This window comes from Dysgonomonas sp. Marseille-P4361 (genome assembly GCF_900343125.1).
GTDB lineage: Bacteria > Bacteroidota > Bacteroidia > Bacteroidales > Dysgonomonadaceae > Dysgonomonas.
In genome coordinates, this window is record NZ_OPYL01000003.1 from 235,792 (window position 1) to 257,755 (window position 21,964).

Annotated in this window: 14 protein-coding genes; 10 read left to right on the top strand and 4 right to left on the bottom strand. The window is 34.5% G+C overall.

Annotated elements, in window-relative coordinates; translation table 11 throughout:
• Positions 1 to 61: 61 nt before the first annotated feature.
• Positions 62 to 787: a DUF4276 family protein gene (locus DHU68_RS07380; RefSeq protein ID WP_108822336.1), complete on the bottom strand. Its 726-nt coding sequence runs from the start codon at positions 785 to 787 to the stop codon at positions 62 to 64.
• Positions 784 to 1,935: an AAA family ATPase gene (locus DHU68_RS07385; protein WP_108822337.1), complete on the bottom strand. Its 1,152-nt coding sequence runs from the start codon at positions 1,933 to 1,935 to the stop codon at positions 784 to 786. The genes DHU68_RS07380 and DHU68_RS07385 overlap by 4 nt, the downstream gene beginning before the upstream one ends.
• A 181-nt stretch (positions 1,936 to 2,116) precedes the next feature.
• On the opposite strand from DHU68_RS07385, the gene DHU68_RS07390 reads away from it, so the two are divergent.
• The 9 genes from DHU68_RS07390 (at position 2,117) to DHU68_RS07430 (ending at position 17,276) form a co-directional block, all read left to right on the top strand.
• A complete protein-coding gene (locus DHU68_RS07390) occupies positions 2,117 to 4,393 on the top strand; it encodes a cation:proton antiporter (RefSeq protein ID WP_108822338.1) in 2,277 nt (758 codons plus the stop codon).
• A 19-nt stretch (positions 4,394 to 4,412) separates the two neighbouring features.
• The gene (locus tag DHU68_RS07395; protein WP_108822339.1) at positions 4,413 to 6,626 is read left to right on the top strand and encodes a hypothetical protein; all 2,214 of its coding nucleotides are present in this window, start codon (positions 4,413 to 4,415) and stop codon (positions 6,624 to 6,626) included.
• 168 nt (positions 6,627 to 6,794) lie between these two features.
• Positions 6,795 to 8,543, top strand: a complete 1,749-nt coding sequence (locus DHU68_RS07400) for a phospho-sugar mutase (RefSeq protein ID WP_108822340.1) — start codon at positions 6,795 to 6,797, stop codon at positions 8,541 to 8,543.
• Positions 8,544 to 8,776: 233 nt separating this feature from the next.
• Positions 8,777 to 9,241, top strand: coding sequence for a MarR family winged helix-turn-helix transcriptional regulator (locus DHU68_RS07405; protein ID WP_108822341.1), 465 nt, complete (start codon positions 8,777 to 8,779; stop codon positions 9,239 to 9,241).
• Positions 9,242 to 9,265: 24 nt separating this feature from the next.
• Positions 9,266 to 10,381, top strand: coding sequence for an efflux RND transporter periplasmic adaptor subunit (locus DHU68_RS07410; protein ID WP_108822342.1), 1,116 nt, complete (start codon positions 9,266 to 9,268; stop codon positions 10,379 to 10,381).
• Between the two features lie 33 nt (positions 10,382 to 10,414).
• Positions 10,415 to 13,585 carry an efflux RND transporter permease subunit gene (locus DHU68_RS07415; RefSeq protein ID WP_108822343.1) on the top strand — a complete coding sequence of 1,057 codons (3,171 nt, stop codon included), beginning with the start codon at positions 10,415 to 10,417 and terminating at the stop codon, positions 13,583 to 13,585.
• Between the two features lie 2 nt (positions 13,586 to 13,587).
• A complete protein-coding gene (locus tag DHU68_RS07420; protein ID WP_108822344.1) occupies positions 13,588 to 15,000 on the top strand; it encodes an efflux transporter outer membrane subunit in 1,413 nt (470 codons plus the stop codon).
• Positions 15,001 to 15,127: 127 nt separating this feature from the next.
• The gene (gene glf / locus DHU68_RS07425) at positions 15,128 to 16,240 is read left to right on the top strand and encodes a UDP-galactopyranose mutase (protein ID WP_108822345.1); all 1,113 of its coding nucleotides are present in this window, start codon (positions 15,128 to 15,130) and stop codon (positions 16,238 to 16,240) included.
• 1 nt (position 16,241) lies between these two features.
• Complete coding sequence (locus tag DHU68_RS07430; RefSeq protein ID WP_108822346.1) at positions 16,242 to 17,276, top strand: galactofuranosyltransferase; 1,035 nt, start codon at positions 16,242 to 16,244, stop codon at positions 17,274 to 17,276.
• Between the two features lie 6 nt (positions 17,277 to 17,282).
• On the opposite strand, the gene hemW is transcribed toward DHU68_RS07430, so the two are convergent.
• On the bottom strand, positions 17,283 to 18,413 hold the full coding sequence (hemW, locus tag DHU68_RS07435; RefSeq protein WP_108822347.1) for a radical SAM family heme chaperone HemW: 1,131 nt from the start codon (positions 18,411 to 18,413) through the stop codon (positions 17,283 to 17,285).
• Between the two features lie 10 nt (positions 18,414 to 18,423).
• Positions 18,424 to 20,232 (bottom strand): long-chain fatty acid--CoA ligase, encoded by a 1,809-nt coding sequence (locus tag DHU68_RS07440; RefSeq protein WP_108822348.1) that lies wholly within the window; start codon positions 20,230 to 20,232, stop codon positions 18,424 to 18,426.
• 197 nt (positions 20,233 to 20,429) lie between these two features.
• Between DHU68_RS07440 and DHU68_RS07445 the strand changes: the two genes are divergently transcribed.
• Positions 20,430 to 21,944, top strand: coding sequence for a lipopolysaccharide biosynthesis protein (locus DHU68_RS07445; protein ID WP_108822349.1), 1,515 nt, complete (start codon positions 20,430 to 20,432; stop codon positions 21,942 to 21,944).
• Positions 21,945 to 21,964 lie beyond the last annotated feature (20 nt).

Genomic DNA, 21,964 nt, shown 5'->3' on the forward strand with positions numbered 1-21,964 from the left:
CTAAAAGAGGGTGTATTTATACTTATGACACATCCTCTTTTTATAGGTATTCTATAGAATGCTACTTTTTTCGGTTATCTTTTTTCTTAAAATCTTCTATAATAGAAATCAGCGTATTCAAGGGTTGAATATCATAACGCAAGTCATTTCTAATACGGTTAAAATCCAGACGATTTACCACTCTGGTGGTCATATTATAACGTTTAGTATACGACTTCCCTACAAGCTTATAAATATTATCTAAATCTCTGGCAGGATGTACCCTATCCTGAGCATTGATTAAATATGGATCAAATCCTAGTTTCTCCTTTATAAAACGTCCTGTCAGACGTTTATCTATCTTTTTCAGATGATTAGTCTCTGCCAAGAACCAAGCTTCTATCTCGTGTATTGCAATAATTATATCAAAATACTGACGCTCATTCTTCAACCTATTGGGTAAAAATTTTAATCCTTTTTCTAATCGTTCCAAGTCTTCAATAGAAAGAGGATATAGATCTCGAAGTCCGACAATCATTTCACAACCTCTTTTTCTTAGGCTCTCAATATTGTCTAGTATTTCTGATTTTACTCTATTATCTGAACCACAATCGAAAAGGAAAATTTCATATTTGGGATTTCGGGAGTATGAAGAATTTCTCACAATTTCTTGTTTAGGAATATTTACTCCTCCACGAAATTGTTTCTGGATTATATTAATTTGTGTAGTACCCAGAATATCCTTTATCAAGCGATTTACAAAAATCTGCTCAGTTTGCCCTTCTACAAAAAAAGCAATTCTTCTCATATACCTCCATTATCATCATCTTCTTCATCCATCAGACCAAACCCTTTACGATAAAAGTCTGTGGTGAGAAAATCGAAATTATTCAACCCTGTATATCTAAAGTCTTCGAATGTCTCTTTCGAGTTTGTGTAATCATAAAAGACCGATTTACAGCCTTCTCTCTCTATTACAGACCAAAATCGAATAGGAATATGATTCATCACCTGCCGATCGTTAGAAGACATAAAAAATTGCATGTTAGACCTGTTTACTTTTTTTACAACCATATCTATCACACTTCTCGATCTTTCGAAGTCTAGCCCCTCTCCCATATCATCGATCAAAATGCAGACTGATAAATTGCTCATTTTAGCATATGTCAATATTATAAATAAAGAAAGAGCTCTAAACATACCTTGTGACATATCCCTTTGAGAAACGGCATATTTGCCATCCTCTTCAATAGACAATCCATATCTCCCGTTATACTCTTGGATACAGACATCGGTAATATAATACCCTAATTCTTCCATATTGGAGATAACTTCTTTTATAAAAGGTTCTCCAAACTGTGTACATCCTTGATGAAAAGTATAAATTAACAAGTCAGCACCTTCGTCACCCGGATCTTCATCATCGAGCTGTGTATACGTCTTTACCAGACTATTTTTTTCTATTTGATTTGCAAACAGATAATTACGCAAGGTATTCCCCCATAAAACAAATTTTTCATAATACGGTTTTTCATCCTCATCCAATTTCGATATGCATAATTCATAATCCTCCACTTCAAAATGAAGTTCTTCTCCGCTTATTGATTTTAATATTTGTTTTTCTCTATCAATTATCTTCTTATTATCTACATATAGAATTTCCGAAACCACCTTCTGGTCTATATATTCTAATACATATCTATACTTTCCCTTTTCATTTTTGAATATCAGATCAAAACTTTCAGTGGGACTTATTGTACCCTTAAGATTTATTCTTCCGGAGAATAAATTCCCAATTTCTCGCATAACACTTAATGTGCGACTTTTACCTGAGGCATTCTTGCCTACCAGCAAATTTATATTGTCAAAATATGCGTAATCATTATTTGGTCCTTCAATACTCCATTTGCGAGGAGCACCTTTATAACGAGTATATTTTAAAGCTTTAAGTATCATGTATGTAATTTATTTATTCTATATAAATAATAATATTTTTGTCCATCAAATGCATTAAATCTATTTTCAAATATACATATTAAAGTCAAAACATGAATCTTTTAGATTGTCGTTATCTTTCTTTTTAGTTATATATTTGCATTAGAAATAAGAATTATGCTATGAGCATGTCTTTAAGTGTATGAAGAAATATAAAAATATAACATTTTATATAACAATTATAAGTTTTTTCTCGTTACTGGTTTACTTAATTATCAAACAAGGTAAATCTGATTTTACGGAGAACATTAATGTATATGGATTAGCTACAGAAGCCACTCCGTGGAAAGATTTTCTCTTACACCTGAGTAATGATGTAGCTGGACCTCTAGCAATATTGCTATTACAAATAGTAGTCATACTACTTGCAGTCAGAGTCTTTGGCTGGATCTGTCAAAAGATAGGACAGCCAACTGTTATTGGAGAAATATTTGCAGGAGTAGTATTAGGTCCTTCAATTTTAGGTTTGTATTTCCCTGATGTATCATCTTTTCTTTTTCCCGAATCATCCCTAGAGAACATAAAATTTCTAAGCCAAATAGGATTATTGCTATTTATGTTTATTGTTGGCCTAGAGCTGAACATAAAAACGATAAAACATAAAGCGAATAGTGCCCTTGTGATAAGCCATACAAGTATTGCTGTGGCTTTTACTATAGGAGTAGCTGTGGCCTATTATTTATATAGTGAGTTTACTCACACAAATACAGATTTTCTGCCCTTTGCCCTTTTCATGGGGATAGCAATGAGTATAGCTGCTTTTCCCGTGATGGCTCGAATTATTCATGAGAGAGGAATAAATAAAACGCCTTTAGGAAGCACAATCATTACATGTGCAGCTATTGATGATATTACGGCATGGTGTTTACTTGCAACTGTCGTTGCCATTGTAAATGCAGGCTCTGTAGCCAGTGCTTTATTTATTATACTGCTGGCTATTATCTATATAATATTCATGTTCAAAGTTGTTCGCCCTTTTTTAAAGCGAATAGTTGAATTACAAGCTTCCAGCCGTTTCTTAAGTAGATCCCTTATCAGCATCATATTTTTGGTCCTTTTTCTTTCAGCTTATGCATCTGAGGTTATCGGGATACATGCCTTATTTGGCGCCTTCCTTGCCGGAGTTATAATGCCAACAAATATCAGCTTCAGAAATCTATTTACAGAGAAAATAGAGGATGTATCACTTGTATTATTACTCCCTCTGTTCTTTGTTTATACCGGACTCAGAACTCAAATTGGGTTACTGAATGAACCTAGACTGTGGTATGCCTGTTTAGCTATTATAGGTCTTGCTGTTGTAGGGAAAATGATGGGTAGTGCCTTTGCAGCTAGATTTGTTGGTCAAAATTGGAAAAACAGCTTAACTATAGGCGCATTGATGAACACAAGAGGCTTGATGGAACTTGTTGTTCTAAATATAGGGTTAGATTTAGGTATATTAACTCCTGAAATTTTTGCGATGATGGTGGTTATGGCTTTGGTTACAACATTTATGACGTCTCCAATTCTCAACCTCATCGATAAAATATTCAAATCTAAAATAAACCAATCGACAGAAGAAGATAAGAAATATAAACTACTGGTTTATTTTGGTACTGCCGAAATGGGGCGAAAACTTCTACTACTAGCCAATAGTTTTATTAGAAAACGTCAGGCTACATCTGAGCTGACAATGCTACATATTTCTGAGGGAAATCTTCTTTATCAGTATGCCATTGAGGAAGAAGAAGAAGATATGTTCAGACCTGTAATGGCAGAAGCTCATTCTTTACACCAGAATATTATCGCCGATTTTAAAGTTGCTGGAGATACAAGTACAAGTGTTGCAAAAATTGCAAATAAAGGAGAATTTGACTTCTTACTTGTAGGTTATAAAGGATCTATCTTTTCTGATAATTTACTAGGAAAGATTCTTCAATTCTCAAATAGAGTTATACATATACCCAATTTTCTTTTATCAAAACTTGGCAATCAGAAAAAATGGCGTAGAATGTTGACTGCTCCGCTTGATGAGAACACAAGAACTATTGTTTACAAAAGCGATATGCCTGTTGGCATATTTATTGATAAAGGATTAGTAGACATTAAAAATATTTTTGTCCCTATATTGAATGAGAACGACCTATTTGTTGGAGATTTTATGCAACGCTTAGCAGAAAACTCATATGTTCGGATAACTCTATGGGATGCTATTGGACTGGTTGATAACTCGATGGAGTTTACAAAATCGGTCAGAGCAATAAAATCTGTTAACCCTTATTTGTTTCAGCTTTGGAATAATAACATACCGGTTGACAGTGATATATTGAAAAAACAAGATTTAATTATGATTAGTCTCAACAGTTGGGAGGAACTTGATTCTCGGAATCCAAAACTAATGAAAGAAGCCCCTTCCACACTAATACTAACTAACTAATCTATAGATTATAAGAAAGATGAATAGTCAAGAAATACTTTCAATAAAAAAAGAGATATTCCTAAATCTGTCAAAAAGGCAGCTAAAAGATGTTTTTACTTTATTAATTAAATTAACTGTAAATCTGCAGGATTGGAAATTCACGAATATCGTTAATGAGCATGAAACAAACTATAAGTTTATGCTTCATTATTTATTTGAAGGAGTTAATGACCCTGAGCGCGAAAAAGTTTACAACAATTTACTAAGATCTCTATATGAGTTGACAGATGATATAACTAATGAGTTATTGAAAACTGATTCTTCCAATATTTTTTATCAAAAATATCGTATCAATTCTATCAAAAATAACTCACTAAACGAATACACAAGCCAAATAAAAGATATAGTTGGAACTATTTCTCTACTAGATCTGACCGAAGAAGGCGAAGAGAAGAAAGCTAAAATAAGAGATTTATCTGTAAAAAGAGAACGTATAGCTTCTGATATCTTTTATTTTGTATATGCGTCTCTTCGAATTTCTCAAAAGGATTATGAAGATTATTTATCTTTCTTGAATGATCCGGAAATTCCATTGAGAGAAAAAAGTTTATTACTTTCAGCAATTACATTGAGTTTATCTCACTACTTTGACTCGTTAAAGGTTCAAGTCTTAATGCAGATGACACAATCCGAAACCATGCAACTGAGAACCAGAGCTATAGTCGGACTAGTAGTTACGTTGCAAATGTATGACAATAGATGGGAACTATATCCAGAGCTTCAAAGTCAGCTTTTAATCATGTCTGAAAACCCAGAGTTCAGAAAAGCAGTATCTCGAGTTGTTATACAATTGATACGTTCGAGAGAAACTGAACAGATAAGCAGAAAAATCAAGGAAGAAATTTTCCCCGAAATGATGAAACTTAACAATCTGGCAGGGCGAAAATTAAATATGGAAGAATTGATGGGTGACTCCGATTTCTCCGAAAAGAATCCTGAATGGCAAAAAGAATTGGAAGAATCAGGATTAGGTAAAAAACTCCAAGAATACTCTAACCTTCAGATGGAAGGTGCAGATGTATTTCATTCTACTTTTTCCAGTTTAAAACATTTCCCTTTTTTCTCAGAAATCAGTAATTGGTTCTTACCTTTCGATCCTTCCTACTCTGAGATAGCATCTCTTTTTCCTGAGGGCAAAGAGAATAACTTACTAAAAATGGCTGTTTTAGATTCAGGTCACATGTGCAACTCCGATAAATATTCTTTCTGTTTGAGCCTTTCTCAGATACCTCAAGCACAACGTGATATGATGATGGGACGTATGGGTGAAGAATCTGAACAGATAAAGCAACTGCAAAAAGAAGCTCAGGCTTTGAATCCTACAATTGATGATGAAATTGTATCAAACCAATATATTCAAGATTTATACCGTTTTTTCAAATTAAATCCGTACAAGCAACACTTCTTGGATATCTTCAAACTTGGAATAGATTTTTATGATAATAAAGCAATAAATCCTCTTATTTCAGACATTGATAATATCAAAAAAATAGCCCTATTCTGTTTCAATAAGAATTTTTTCAAAGAAGCACTCAATTTATTTGAAGTATTAATCAATATAGATAAAAACAGCGAAGACATCTGGCAAAAAATAGGATATAGCAAACAGATGCTCGAAGATATTGATGGAGCCCTTGAAGCCTACCTTCAAGCCAATTTATTAAATCCTAACAATTCCTGGATCATCAGACGTATAGCTCAACTTTACAGAGTAAAGAAAGAAACTCAACTATCTCTTGATTATTATAAAAAAGCAGCGAAACTAACTCCCGATAACATTAATATAGAATTAAATATTGGACATTGCCTCCTTGAGCTCAATGATTATGAACAAGCATTAAATACTTATTTCAAAGTTGAGCTTCTTGACTCAAAAGGAACTAAAGCATTTCGTCCTATTGCTTGGACAGCCTTCTTACTCAAGAAATATGAATTAGCGCAAAAATATTATGAACAAATAATAGCTAAAAAGCCAACCGTGCATGATTATCTTAATGCAGGACATGTAGAGCTATGTCTAACGAATAACAAAAAAGCTATTACATTTTATCAGCAAGCATTCTATCTTGAAAATAACTTTAACCAATTCAAGGCCTTATACAACTCTGATAAGGACATACTAATTCAACATGGAGTAGATAAGGATATATTTCCATTCCTATTCGATCAGATTAGATACAAAACAGATTAATCATAAAATGAATCTAAGGAAAAAGGGAGAAATTAATTTCTCCCTTTTTATTGAATGTCTTTTAATTTTGTTTATTAAAACATATAGGGGACAATCTAAAAAAAAAGACTATTTTTGTTTTTACGATAAAACAGAATATGTTAACATAATAATATAAAGCAAAATAGAATGGAAAATAATGATTTGCTAATGCAAGTAACGGCTAAGGCACAAAACTGGCTCTCAGACCGCTATGACGTAGAAACCAGAAAAGAGGTACAAGCATTATTGGATAATGAGGATAAAACACCTTTAATAGAAGCTTTTTATAAAGATCTTGAATTTGGAACAGGAGGCCTTCGTGGCATCATGGGAGTTGGAACAAATCGTGTTAACATTTACACGATAGGTGCTGCTACACAAGGATTAGCAAACTATTTATTGAAAGAATTTTCATCTTTAAAACAAATTAAAGTAGTTATCGGACACGACTGTAGAAACAATAGTCGTAAATATGCAGAAATATCTGCCGAGATTCTTTCAGCTAATGGTATCAAAGCATATTTATTTGAAGACTTACGTCCTACACCTGAAGTTTCATACGCAATTCGCAAATTAGGATGCCAAAGTGGTATTATGATTACTGCTTCACATAACCCGAAAGCGTACAATGGTTATAAAGTTTATTGGGAAGATGGTGCACAGGTTATTCCCCCTCATGACAAGAATATTATTGCGGAAGTTAACCGTGTGAATGTAGAGAACATCAAATTTAAAGGAGGTTCTAAAGATCTTATCGAAATCTTAGGCAAGGATATGGACAATGCCTATATCGAAGATCTTAAGACTATTCTTTTATCTCCCGATTCTATCAAGAGACATAACGAAATAGGTATTGTATACACACCTCTTCATGGTACAGGTTCTACAATTATACCTAAAGCTTTAAAAGCTTGTGGTTTTACAAACATCATCCATGTACCGGAACAAGATGTATTAAGTGGCGATTTCCCTACGGTAATATCTCCAAACCCGGAAGATCCAGCTGCTATGAAGATGGCTTTAGAAAAAGCAGTAGCAACAAATGCAGATCTGGCTTTTGCAACAGACCCCGATGCTGACCGCTTTGGAGCAGCTATCCGTAACAACGAAGGCGAGTTTATCCTTCTGAACGGAAATCAAACAATGCTCATCCTTATATATTATATCATTACTCGCAAGAGAGAACTTGGACAACTAACAGGTAAAGAATACACAGTTCGTACAATTGTTACCAGCGAATTAACACAAGTTGTTTCAGAGAAAAACGGTGTAGAGATGTTTGAGTGTTATACCGGATTCAAATGGATTGCAGCCGTTATGCGCGAACTTGAAGGCAAACGTCAATACATAGGAGGTGGAGAAGAAAGTTACGGATTCCTTGCCGAAGATTTTGTTCGTGACAAAGACTCTGTTTCAGCAGCTATTCTATTCGGAGAGATCGCAGCATGGGCTAAAGATAATGGAAAGACTCTTTACGAAATGTTGCAAGACATTTATGTAGAGTACGGTTTCTCTAAAGAAAAAGGAATTTCTGTTACTAAAGAAGGCCGTAGCGGTGCTGAAGAAATTGAACGAATGATGAAAAACTTTAGAGAAAACCCAATTAAAGAAATAGCTGGTTCTAAAGTAACTTTGATTAAAGATTATGTAACCCTCAAAGCCCAAGATCTGGAACTTAATGAGGAATATACATTAGAAATGCCTACAACATCTAATGTTCTACAATATTTTACAAAAGATAAAACTAAAATTTCAATTCGTCCATCAGGAACAGAACCCAAAATTAAGTTTTATATAGAAGTTCACACTAAATTAAAAAACAGGGAAGACTTTGATTCTGTAGATGCTGCAACTGAAGAAAAAATTAAACTTATCTGCAAAGATTTAGGAATATAAAAAAAGTAAAAGAAGCCGAAAAATTTCGGCTTCTTTTCTTTTATATACTATTCATACTTTTTTATCTATATTCAGGAAACTACACACTTAAGAAAAGCAAACTTAAAATAAGTGAACGATTGTTCATTAGTTTACATAAAAATTGTTAATAAGACAGATTTAGCCAAAAGTAAACATCACTTATTATAAGTACACTTAGTATATTTGCAGCTAAATTAATTCTACTTAGCAAAATGAACGATAATTGTAGCCTAACAGAAACATCAAATGAAGATATTGGATATTTGATATGGAGGATCTCTAAAATATGGCAAAGAGGTAAACTTAAAATTCTTGATGAATTTGGTCTGACAGGACCTCAACTAGAATTACTGGGAGCTATTTATCATCTAAAAAAGCTAAATATAGAAACAACACAAATAGTTCTCTCTCAGGTTACGGACATTGATCCCATGACTACATCAACAATATTGAGAAACTTGCAAAAAAAAGGGTTGATAGACAGAAAGGAAAGTAAAACCGACACAAGAGCTCGCATAGTTGAAATCACTCAACAAGGAACAGATATATCAACAAGAGCTATATTGAAAGTAAAAGAAGCTCAAGAAATATTTATGAAGAATATAGATAAAGAAGCTTTAAAAGCCCAATTACAAAATTTACTGAAAGAGATTGATAAAATAGACAAAACAAAATAAAATATTCAAAATAATTAATTAGGTATGAACGTGAAAAAGATTGTTTTAGGAGCAATAGCTCTATCACTGGTTATGGTTTCTTGCGGGAGCAAGAGTTCCAACCCTTTTGGGGAGACTGACAATACGCCCAAAGAATATCCGACGAAGGTATTAACTGGTCAGAATGCACAGTTAGAAACTGTTATTCCTGTTACAGTAAAAGGACAGGAAGATACTGAAATAAGACCTCGTATAGACGGATTCATCGAAAAGATATATGTGGACGAAGGATCTGTAGTAAAAAAAGGACAGGCATTGTTCCAAATCAATTCTCCTCAAACAGCACAAGCTGTTAAAACAGCTGAAGCTGCCGTAAAAAGCGCAGATGCTCAAGTGGCTACTGCAAAATTAAATGTCGACAGAATAAGACCTCTTGCCGAAAAAGGAATTGTTAGTAATGTCCAATTAGAAACTGCCGAGAATACATACCAAACTGCCCTTGCTCAAAAAGCTCAAGCTGATGCGGCATTATACAATGCAAAAGAAACTAGAAGTTGGGCAACAGTGACCAGCCCTGTTGATGGAGTAGTAGGTACTATCACCTATCGTACAGGAAGCTTAGTAAACTCTGCAAACTTACTGACTACTGTTTCTAGTATAGGCAATGTATTTGCTTACTTCTCTTTAAATGAAAAAGAATTTCTCAAACTACTAGAAGGCCTTGAAGGAAATACACAAGCTGAAAAAATAAATAATCTTCCTGAAGTTTCTTTAATTATGGCAGACAGAAGTGTTTATTCTGAAAAAGGAAAAATTAAAACAATTTCAGGACAAGTTAATGTTACTACAGGTAGTGTTAATTTAAGAGCAGAATTCCCTAATCCTAATGGAGTGTTAAGAAGTGGGTTTAGTGGAAATATATCAATTCCTGAATATTATGAGAATGCATTGGTTATTCCTCAAAAATCAACATTTACACAACAAGATAAATATCTAGTATATAAAGTAGTAGGAGATTCTGTAGTACAAACAATGATTTCAGTTCTTCCTACACCTGATGGGAAAGAATATGTTGTTACCAAAGGTCTTAACAGCGGTGATCGCATAGTAGAAGATGGTATCATCACATTATCAAACGGTAAAAAAATTATTGCTAAATAATTATTGGATATATAAATATAAAAGAAGAAAACAATGTTAAAAACATTTATAGAAAGACCGGTATTATCGACCGTTATATCCATTATTATTGTAGTATTGGGTATAATCGGATTGGCTACCTTACCGGTAGAGCAATATCCGGATATTGCACCTCCTACCGTACAGGTTTCAGCTACATATCCGGGAGCGAATGCGGATGTAGTACAAAATAGTGTAGTAATCCCATTAGAAGAGCAAATCAATGGTGTGGAAGGTATGACATATATGACCTCTACAGCGATGAATAATGGTATGGCAACTATACGTATATTCTTTAAACAAGGAATCAATCCGGATATTGCTGCCGTAAACGTACAAAATCTAGTTGCACGCGCTACACCTATTCTTCCTGCAGAAGTAAGTCAAATCGGAGTTACTGTTGCAAAACAACAGAACAGTACAATTTTAGGATTTACTTTGACTACAAATAATCCTGACTACGATGGACAATATCTTCAGAATTACGCCAACATCAACATCTTACCTCAGATCAAACGTGTTTATGGTGTAGGTAGTGCCAGTGTATTTGGATCACAAGATTACTCAATGCGCATCTGGCTGAAACCGGATGTAATGGCATCTTATAAAATATCAGCTCAAGAAATTATTGGAGCTTTAACAGATCAGAATATAGAAGCTGCTCCTGGTGAAATTGGACAAAATGCAGATCAATCCTTTCAGTACAATCTTAAGTATACAGGAAAGTTAGAAACTGCTGAAGAATTTTCAAACATTATAGTTCGCTCTCAAAATGGGCAAATCTTAAGAGTAAAAGATGTTGCTGAAGTAGAATTAGGTTCACTTAACTATAGTGTAATATCTCAAACGAATGGTAACGATGCAGTCTTCATGCAGATCAGCCAAACAGCAGGATCAAATGCAAGTGAAGTTATTGATGATGTAAAAGCTGTATTAGCTGAAGCTGAAAAGTCTTTCCCTGAAGGGGTTAAGATTTCTTACATGATGGACTCTAGTGAATTCCTGGATGCATCTATAGATAAGGTTATTTCAACTTTGATCGAAGCATTTATCTTAGTATTTATCGTTGTTTTCGTATTCTTACAAGACATCAGAGCAACTGTTATTCCTGCTATTGCTGTACCTGTCGCAATTATAGGTACATTCTTTTTCTTGCAAATGTTTGGTTTCTCAATAAACCTACTTACATTATTTGCTCTTGTACTCGCCATTGGTATTGTGGTCGATGACGCGATTGTGGTCGTCGAGGCCGTCCATGCCCAACTCGATGCGGGAGAAAAAGATCCAAAAGCAGCAACAATCATAGCAATGAAAGAAATTGCACCTGCTATTGTATCTATTACATTAGTTATGTCTGCAGTGTTTGTGCCTGTTAGCTTTATTGGAGGAACATCCGGAATTTTCTTCAAACAATTCGGGTTAACTCTAGCTATCTCGATCTTAATATCTGCAGTAAACGCATTGACTCTGAGTCCGGCTCTTTGTGCTTTATTCTTAAAAGCTCACAGTGAAGAAGATAAGAAAAAAAGCTTTATACAACGCTTTTACTACTACTTCAATGTGATGTTCAATAGTGCAACTCGTAAGTATAAAAACACACTGCACTTCTTAGGTAAAAAAGGACATCGCTGGATCACTGTTGCAATTATAATTATTTCTTCTGTTATTTTATTTGGACTGATGAAAATGATCCCAACAGGGTTCGTTCCGAATGAGGATAGTGGAGGTGTACTTGGTTTTATCACACTGCCTGCTGGAGCATCTCTAGAAAGAACAGATTCTATCGTTGCACAAGTTGTTGATATAGCAAGCGAAATAGAAGGTGTGGAAACCGTTACTAACATTACGGGAGTTAACTTCATGAGTGGCCTAGGTAGTTCATATGGAACTGTCATCATTAGAATGAAGCCATGGAGTGAACGTGAATTATCAACTGGCGAAGTTTCTGCTATATTGAAAGAGAAAACAAGCCATATTAGAAATGCTACATTCTTCTATGTAGCAACTCCTACCCTACAAGGTTTCGGTCTTGGAGCTGGAGTTGAGATGCAATTACAAGATCGTATGGGTGGAGATATTAATAAGTTCTACGAGATAACAACAAACTTGGTGAACAAGCTGAATGGAAGAGATGAAGTAATGATGGCGATGACCAACTTTAACCCTAACTTCCCTCAGAAATTGATTGAAGCCGATATACCAAAAATTAAAGCAGCAGGTCTAACCCTTAGTCAGGTAATGCAAACATTGCAGATAAACATTGGTAGCTCTTATATATCTACATTCAACCTATATGGTAAGCAATTCCGAGTTATGGCACAAGCGGCTCCTGAATATAGACGTACGATGGATGACCTAAATGGTATTTTTGTACAAACAGCATCAGGAGAGATGGCTCCTATTACCGAGTTCATACATTTTACAGATGTTACTGCTCCCCCTACACTAAACCGCTTTAACATGTACCAGTCTATGGACGTAACGATAGTACCTAACATGCTAGAAGGAAAAAGTACCGGGGATGTTATTAAAGTTATTGAGGAGATGTACCAAGATAAATCAATCTTCCCTGATGGCTATAGTTACGAATTTGCAGGTATGACGCGTGAAGAGGCTGGCGGTAGTAGCCAAATGATACTGATATTTGGTATCTGTTTGATATTTGTATATTTACTACTATGTGCTCTATACGAAAGTTACATTCTACCACTTGCTGTTATTTTCTCTCTACCTGTTGGTTTGGCCGGAGTATTTATATTCTTGATAATTTTTGGACTATCTCAAGGTATAGTAAATAATATTTACGTTCAAATATCAATGATTATGCTTATTGGGCTATTAGCAAAGAATGCTATTTTGATTGTGGAATATGCAATACAACGTCGTCAACAGGGTATGAGTATTGTAGAGTCTGCTGTCAATGGAGCTGTAGCTCGTTTACGTCCAATTTTAATGACATCATTTGCATTCATTATGGGTATCACACCTCTATTCCTTGCTTCTGGAGCTGGTGCCATAGGTAACCGCTCTATTGGTATTAGTGCTATTGGAGGTATGTTCATTGGTACTATGATTGGAGTATTAGTTATACCATCATTGTATATTATATTCCAAACTATTCAGGATAAATTTAGCAAATCAGGTATGATCAACTCTAATGATGAGTTTATAAACAAAAGCAAATAAATATGATAAATAAATATATAAAAGGTGCAATTCTATTGGGAGCAATGCTCTCAATAGGATTCTCATCCTGTCAGATTGTGAATAAGTATCAAACTCCGGAAGTTGACACAGCTGACTTATTCAGAGATGAGACTCCTTCAGATACAACTACAATTGCAAATATTCCTTGGAGGGATTATTTTAATGATCCTGCTCTTCAAGCTCTTATAGATGAAGCATTAGTAAATAACTACGATATGCGCATTGTACAAGAGCGTGTTAAACAAGCTGAAGCTGCATTAGGAATGGCAAGAGCTGCATATTTCCCTAATATTGCATTAGCAGGTTCTGCAACACACAACAGAAGCAGTGTAGACAAAAGCGGCACAAAAGATGTCTTAGGATACCACAATACGACTTACTCTCTTGGTATTGCGGCTTCATGGGAATTAGATGTATGGGGAAAGCTTAATCGTCAATCACGCTCTAAATATGCAGATGTTCTAAATAGCTACGAAGGACGTAATTTGCTTCAGACTTCATTGATTGCAAATATTGCAAATACTTATTATGCATTGTTGGCTTTAGACGAACAGTTGAAAGTCACATATGAAATGATAGATTTGATGCAAGAAAGCGTTGTTACAATGGAGGCTATGATGAGCTCAGGTCTGTTAAACAGAGCTTCTATTGAACAGATGAAAGCTAGTGTATATTCAGCTCAAGTTTCTATCCCTGATCTGGAAAGTAATATCAGACAATTAGAAAATACAATTTGTTTGATGTTGGGTAGAAAGCCAGGAAGTATTACAAGAACTACGCTTGAGGGGCAAAATGTACCTCAGGATCTGGCTCATGGAATACCTTTCCAAATGTTATCTAAACGTCCTGATGTAAAACAAGCTGAGCTATCATTCAGATCTGCATTTGAATTAACGAATGCCGCACGTGCTAGTTTCTATCCTTCAATAAACTTAAACACGGGTTCTTTTGTTGGTTATGGAGCTGCTAGCTTAAGCAACTTCTTTAAACCTGAGAATCTGGCTGCCAGCATCATTGGAGGTATTACTCAACCTATTTTTGCTAGAAAACAATTAATTACTCAATTGAAAGTAGCGAAAGCTGAAGAGCAAGCAACATTACTTAACTTTGAGAAAACTGTTTTAAGTGCAGGAAAAGAAGTTTCTGACATACTTTACACATACCAGTCTTCTCTTAGTAAAAATGAAATTAGAGCAAAACAAGTAGAGTCTTTGTCTCAAGCAGTTTCTGATACTAAAGAATTGCTTACTCATGGAGAAATAAGCAGCTATTTGGAAGTAATAAATGCTCAACAAAGTCTATTGCAAGCTAAATTAAATCAAGTGAGTGATAAACTTCAACAACTTCAAGCTACCTCAGACCTGTATAGAGCTCTGGGTGGAGGTGTAGAATAAGACAATCTTTTCTAAGTATACTAGTTTGGATAAGGGTGTTCTCTGATAGCAGGACATCCTTATTCTTTTTTGTTTTATTATATCCGTATTTATTCATTACCTTTATGCGCAGAAATGAATATGGATAATGACTCAAAAAAAGTATGATTACTTGATAGTCGGTACTGGTATTTTCGGTGCTGTTTTTGCTTACCTTGCTAAACAAAAAGGGAAATCTTGTTTACTTATTGATAAGCGTAAACATATCGGAGGGAATATTTATTGTGACAATATCAACTCCATCAATATACATAAATATGGTGCACACATCTTTCATACTAGCAATAAGGAAGTATGGAAATTTGTTAACTCTTTTGTAGAGTTCAATCATTATATAAACTCACCTCTAGCTCATTATAAAGGAAAAGTATATAACCTTCCCTTCAATATGAATACCTTTAGTAAACTATGGGGAGTAAATACTCCTAGCGAGGCTAAAGCTAAAATTGAAGAACAGAGAAGTCAATATAACAATATAATAGAACCTGCAAACCTTGAAGAGCAAGCTCTAAAACTATGCGGTGATGATATATATTATACGTTTATAAAAGAATATACCGAGAAACAATGGGGTCGGCCAGCAACCGAACTCCCTGCTTTTATTATTAAGCGAATTCCGTTTCGTTTTACTTATGACAATAATTATTTCAACGACATTTATCAGGGAATACCAATTGGAGGATACAATAGACTTATAGAAGGTTTGCTTTCTGGTATAGAGGTTAAGCTAAATACCAATTATTTGGGAAATAGAGAATATTTTGATTCTATAGCTAATAAAGTAATTTTCACAGGCTGCATTGATGAATTCTTCGGATATGAATTTGGTAAATTAGAATATAGAGGTCTTCACTTTGAACATGAACATTTAGAGATTGATAACTTCCAAGGGAACGCTGTTGTTAATTACAATGAACGACAAGTGCCGTACACCAGAATTCTTGAACATAAACACTTTGAATTCGGGACACAACCTACAACTGTAATTACCCGAGAATACCCTGGAGAATACGCTAAAGACGACGAACCATATTATCCTATCAATAATGCTAAAAACACTCTGATATACAATAAATACAAAGAGAAATCGCAGCAATATCCTCACTTACTTTTTGGGGGACGTTTAGGGCAATATGCTTATTTTGATATGGATGACTCAATAGAAGCCGCAATGAAACTTGCTGAAAAAGAATTGAACTGATATGAGTAAATGCTACTTATCTAAAAATTATAAAGGGCTGAATAGTGCCGGAAATAAAGCAAAAACAGACATTGAAACTATTCTAGCAAAGCTTGGTTATAAAAATATAGGTCTAAGACAGACTACATACAATAATAAAATAGCTGGTTTTATAGTAACCCTATTAGGCGTCTTAAAAGTCCCTTTTTGCTTACATAAAGGCGACGTTTTGGTACTTCAATATCCACTAAAAAAATATTATGCATTTGTCTGTAGAATGGCTCATCTTAGAGGAGCTAAGGTCATAACTACCATCCATGACTTGGGATCCTTTAGGCGTAAGAAACTCACTATTCAGCAAGAAATAGCCCGTTTAAATCATTCTGATTATATAATAGCTCATAATAATTCTATGAAAAATTGGCTATTAGAAAACGGTTCTAAAGCTAAAGTTGGTACTCTTCAGATATTTGACTATTTATCTGCAAAAAAGGCAGAATTGAAAAGTATTCCTCACCCACCCTATTCTGTCGTTTATGCAGGAGCATTAGGAAAAAGAAAAAATGCATTTTTATACGAGTTAGATGATTTTATAAACTCTTATTATTTCAATTTATACGGAGGAGGATTTAATCTGGATGAGATTAAAAATAAAGAAGCTTTTTCCTATAAAGGGTTTGTACCTTCCGATGAACTAATTACAAGTGCAGAAGGGCACTTTGGACTAGTATGGGATGGAGACTCTATCTCTGAGTGCAGTGGTGTAAATGGAGAATATCTGAAATATAACAATCCTCATAAGACATCGTTATACATTAGATGTTTGCTACCTATTATTATATGGGATAAGGCTGCTTTAGCTCCATTCATCACAGCGAATAAAATTGGAATAACCGTCGATTCACTGAAGAACTTGGGAGATATATTATCTAGAATATCGCCAGAGGAGTATGATGAGATGAAACAAAATATTGTAGAAATAAGTGATAGATTAGCTGAAGGTTGGTATATAGAACAAGCTCTTAACAAAGCAAGTAAAGAATTAGCTATTGACTAGCTGTGATCAGTCTACCCACATCATGTCGCTCATTATTCCGTCAGAGATAAATATACCTTCTCGGGTTAATTTAAGCTTTGAATTTTGAATAGTTGAATAACCTTCGTCAATATATTTTCGTACATTTTCCAGAGCATACTCTTTTAAATCAGCTCCAAACTTTCGTTCGAGTTCATCTAGATCTACCCCCCATGTAGTACGCATCCCAATCAGAATAAAGTCATTATATTGAGAACGTTTGTCTAATTGCTCTATTTCTATACTTGGAGTTCCATTATTGATTCCTTCAACATATTTGGAAATAGATGCTATATTCCATGCTCTATCTGTTCCATCATAAGAATGAGCTGCTGGTCCTAATCCTAAATATTTTTCGCCAGTCCAGTACGAAGTATTATGCTTGGAGTATTGTTTATTTTTAGCAAAGTTTGAAATCTCATAGTGTTCAAATCCAGCTTCCGAAAGTCTATCTATCATTGTTGAAAACATACCTACACTCAAATCCTCTCCTACTGGCATGATCTCTCCGTATTTAAACATTCGATAAAGCCTTGTGCCTTGCTCGTAAATCAGATGATAGGACGATATATGCTGGACATTAAGCGAAATTGCCTTGTCCAGATTTCGCTCCCAGATTTCCATAGTTTGATTTGGAAGCCCATACATCAGATCGATACTCATATTATCGAATCCTAATGATTGGGCATGAGCAATTACCTCTAAGGCTCTCTCTGCATTATGTCTACGTTTGAGGAACTTCAACTCATCATCATCAAAGCTCTGGACACCTATACTCATCCTATTAAATGGCAGTTGGCCCAGCTCTTCAAGGTATTTTATAGACAAATCATCAGGATTAGCCTCTAATGTAATCTCTGCATCCTTCTCTACTTCAAACGTTTTGTAGATTTGAGCAAAGATTGCTGTATAATCATTCTGTGACAATAAAGAAGGAGTACCTCCTCCAAAATAAATTGTCTTAAGAGATTCTCCTTTAATATAATCTTTTCGTAATTCTATTTCTTTGCAAATGGCTATAACATAATCACTCTTTTTAGATGTATCAGTTCGCGTATAAAAATCGCAATAGATACACCGAGTCTTACAAAAAGGAACGTGAAGATATAATCCAGCCATACATCAATGATTAGTCTTGATACATTGAATCAATAAGATCTTTATATTTTTCCGCAACAAATTTGCGTTTTATTTTCAACGTATTTGTAAGTTCACCACCCTCCATGGTAAATGGTTCTGCTAACAAGCGATATCTTTTTACCTTTTCGTATGGAGCAAAGTTTGCTTGCAATATTTCTATTCTTGCATCTATCATACGACGAATAGTATCATTAGATAATAGGTCTTCCATTCTATCAAATTCAATATTATGCTCTGTTGCATATTCTATCAAGGAAGGGTAATCCGGTACAATCAAAGCACTCACAAACTTGCGTTCGTCTGCAATTATAGAGATCATGTCAATATACTTATCTCCTAACAAGACAGTTTCTATAGCCTGAGGAGCAATGTATTTACCATTAGCTGTTTTGAACAAGTCTTTAATACGATCTGTCAAGTATAGGATATCACCTTCTAGTCGACCAGCATCACCTGTACGAAAAAACCCGTCTTCAGTAAACACTTTAGCTGTCTCTTCCGGCTTATTATAATACTCCTTCATTACAGTTTTACTTCTTATCAGAATCTCACTATTCTCTTCATCAATTTTTACTTCAACTTCCGGCATCAACTTCCCTACAGATTCTATAATAAATTCTCCTGAGGGATAACAACATACAGTAGCAGTTGTTTCAGTCAATCCATACCCCACAACTATCGGAATATTTACAGATTGTAAAAATTCATTTATCGACAAAGCCAGTGGTGCTCCAGCGCATGGGAATATGTTCCCATTATGAATACCAATAACCATTTTCAGCACACGAAATATCGTATTATTGTATATAGCGAATTTAATACGCGTACCTAAAGGTGCTTTTAAGTTTTTGTTCTTATAGTCAAGGTTATATTTTTTTCCGGTCTTAATAGCATCTGTATAGAGCCATTTCATTGCACCTTTAGAAGATGATATTTTTTCGTTAACACCCGCATATACTTTTTCCCAAAAACGAGGTACACTACACATGATGGTTGGTTTTACCTGCTTTATCGATTTTTGGATCTCTTTTGCATCCTGATTGATAGCAATAGTCATCCCTTTATGTATAGCATAATAAGTCCAAGCCCTTTCAAAAATATGTGCTAAAGGTAAGAAATTCATCGATAAATCTTTATCAGAAGTCATCGGTAAACGTTCGTCATGTATCTTAAATGCTTGCAAGAAGCATGAGTGAGGCAACACAACTCCTTTAGGCTCACCTGTAGTACCCGATGTATATATAATACATGCTGTATCATCATCTCTACGAGCTTTTGTCCTCACTCGTACAATAACCTCAGCGTGGGAATTTTCTCCGGTTGCTATAAAATCATCAAAATAAATAGAAGTTTTATCTTCTGGATGAAATTTCACTTTTTTATCATACACAATAATCTTTTTTAAGACAGAAGATTTTTGTTGTACTTTAAAAGCATTATTATATTGAAACTGCTCACCAGCAAAAAGTAATTCTATATTTGCATCGTTTACAATATATTCCACCTGAGAAGGTGATGAAGTTGCATAAATAGGAACAGAAACACAACGATTTGCATACGTTCCAAAGTCAGTAAACAAATACTGAGGCATATTCTGAGAATATACTGCTATTTTATCCCCCTCATTAACACCCAATTCGGCCATTGACCAAGCCGTTTTCATAACAGAATCTGAAAAACGTCTCCATGAGATATTCTTCCACTTTTTTTCACAAGTATTTCTATATTTTAAGGCTGTCTTTTTTCCATATTTCAAGGCCTGACGATGAACCAGGGTTGATAGATGATAATAATTCATGGGATACTTTTTTTGATTTATTTATTTTTTACAAAGTTAGTCTTAAATATCAAAAAAGTGTTATCTGAACACGTTTTTTATAGTTGTGCAAACATTCGTTGCCTTGTCAATCAAGAACTTTCGTTTTATAAAAGAAGCTGTAAAAAGAGTCTTCTCTATAAATTATATATATTACTTTTGTAGGCAAATATTTTGGTATGGCCGGAAGTGGAATAAAAAGTTTAGCAAAAGATACAGCAATCTATGGATTGAGTAGCATTATTGGTCGTTTTCTCAATTGGTGCTTATTCCCCCTATATATTGCAGTATTCAATCCTATCGAATATGGGCAGATAAATAGAATTTATGGGTATGTTGCACTATTCATGGTACTATTAACCTATGGTATGGAAAGTGGCTTCTTCCGCTTTATGAATAAAAAAGATGAAGATGCATCCAAAGTATATTCTACTTCGCTTATAGCCCTAGCAACCACCTCATCTTTATTCATTTTACTTTGCTTTTCGTTTATAACTCCCATATCCGAATTTATAAAATATGTTCACAAAGGACATATCATGATGATGGCTATGACTGTTGCCATTGACGCTTTTATGTCTATACCTTTTGCTTACTTGAGACACCAAAAACGACCGATGCGTTTCATGGCAATCAAAATGGCATTTGTTTGTTCAAATATTCTTTTCAACTTATTCTTCCTATTGTTATGCCCTTGGCTATACAAAACTTATCCCGATATAGGATTAATGAAATTTTATCACCCTGACTTTGGTGTAGGGTATGTTTTCTTAGCCAATCTACTTTCTTCTCTTGTTGTTCTATTATTGCTCATTCCAAACACGATGAAAGGCTTCAAACTCCAATTTGACAATACATTGCTCAATAGGATGTTGAAGTATTCTTTTCCTCTGTTAATACTAGGAATAGCAGGAGTTGTTAGCCAAGCCGTAGCTGCATTAACATATCCGTATCTCTTTGGCGGAGATATTGAAGAAGCCGACAGACAGCTCGGAATTTACAATGCCAGCTTAAAAATAACAGTGATTATCACTATGTTTATACAAGCCTTTAGATACGCATACGAACCATTCTTCTTTAGTAAAAATAAGGACAAGGGCAGCACAAAAGCATATGCTGATGCAATGAAATTCTTTATTATATTTTCATTAATCATATTTCTGGGGATGATATTTTATATAGATATCATCAAATTCCTTATGAATAAGATAGGTAAAGATTTCGTTGCCGGACTCGACATACTTCCTTATGCGATGATGGGTGAAATATTCTTTGGAATATACTTCAACCTGTCTGTTTGGTATAAGTTAACAGATAAGACAAAATATGGAGCCTACTTTTCCATATTAGGATGTATATTGCAAGTAGCGATGAATATACTCCTTGTTCCTATGTATGGATATATTGCCAGTGCTTGGGCTACATTTGCCTGCAACCTTATTATAATGATCATATCTTATTCTGTAGGACAGAAGTATTTCCCTATTAAATATGACTTAAAAAGCATCTTCACATACTTTGCTATAGCTACTATATTCTATGTAGCTGCAATGTATCCAGAAATAAACAATGATGTATTACGAATAATATATAGGTCTGCATATCTAGTCCTATTTATCGTATTTGTTATCAAGAAAGATTTGCCTTTGAAAGAAATTCCTATAATTAATAAATATATCAAAAAGAATAAATAAATTTTTAGAACAAACTTAGA